This window comes from Pseudomonas sp. AL 58 (genome assembly GCF_036348395.1).
Taxonomy (GTDB): Bacteria; Pseudomonadota; Gammaproteobacteria; order Pseudomonadales; family Pseudomonadaceae; genus Aquipseudomonas; species Aquipseudomonas defluvii.
In genome coordinates, this window is sequence record NZ_JAZBQR010000061.1 from 1 (window position 1) to 818 (window position 818).

Below are 818 nucleotides of genomic sequence, written 5' to 3' on the forward strand. Positions count from 1 at the left end.
CCGCTGTCGTTGCTCTTGTGGTAAACGTAACGCAGCCGGCCCGCCACTTCCGCGGCATCCTCGGTGATCAGGCTGCGAACAAAGCCCCCCACGCTTAGGCGCAGGGTGTTGTCCTGGGTCCACTGCTCATGGCGGGTTTGCACCTGCTCCTGCTCATGGTTGATGTCGCGCAGCACGCCCAGCTCATCGTCCAGGCAGGCGAACACGCGGTACAGGGCCTTGGCCTGGGCGTGGATGGTCGCCAGCCAGTCCTTGACCTGCAGGGCGTCCCAGCGCTCGGCGCTCCATTCACCGGTGGGCGGGGTGTCGGCGCTCACTTCGGCGTACTGCTCCGCCGCCTTGGCCCGCTCCTGGTTGTGGTACATGGCATCGGTGTAGGCCTTGATGCTGGCTGGTGTGGGTGCCGCGATCATCTGATCGCCGAGGATTTCGGCGTGCTGCGCGTACTCCGTGCGCTGATATTCAATGGCCAGTGCCCGCAGGTAACTCTCAGGCAGTAGCTCGGCGAGCACCTGGTCGGCGTGTTCCCAGGGCGGGCAATGCGGCGCCTGCAGGGTGTCGGCCACCTGGCGCAAGTCCACGTGACGCATGTGCCGGTCGCGCACCTTGCGTTCACTCAGCCGTGCACACTGTTCAGGCCCGATGGGGTGTTCGGTGAAGCTCATCCAGGCGTCGTGGTGTTTATCCAGCGCCAGGCCGACGCGGGTGCCATTGGCCACACGGCCAGGCGCGTCGTGGAGTGCCTGTTCCAGCAGCAGGCCGTTGTCGGCCACCGCATAGCGCTTGAGCGGGCCTTCGTGGTGCCACAGGTAGAGGTA

General features: G+C 65.8%; 1 protein-coding gene. It reads right to left on the bottom strand.

Translation table 11 applies throughout. The annotated features are described in order from the left end of the window. Positions 1-818: toxin VasX (locus UIA24_RS23035; RefSeq protein ID WP_330524044.1), on the bottom strand; the 818-nt coding region annotated here is incomplete at both ends.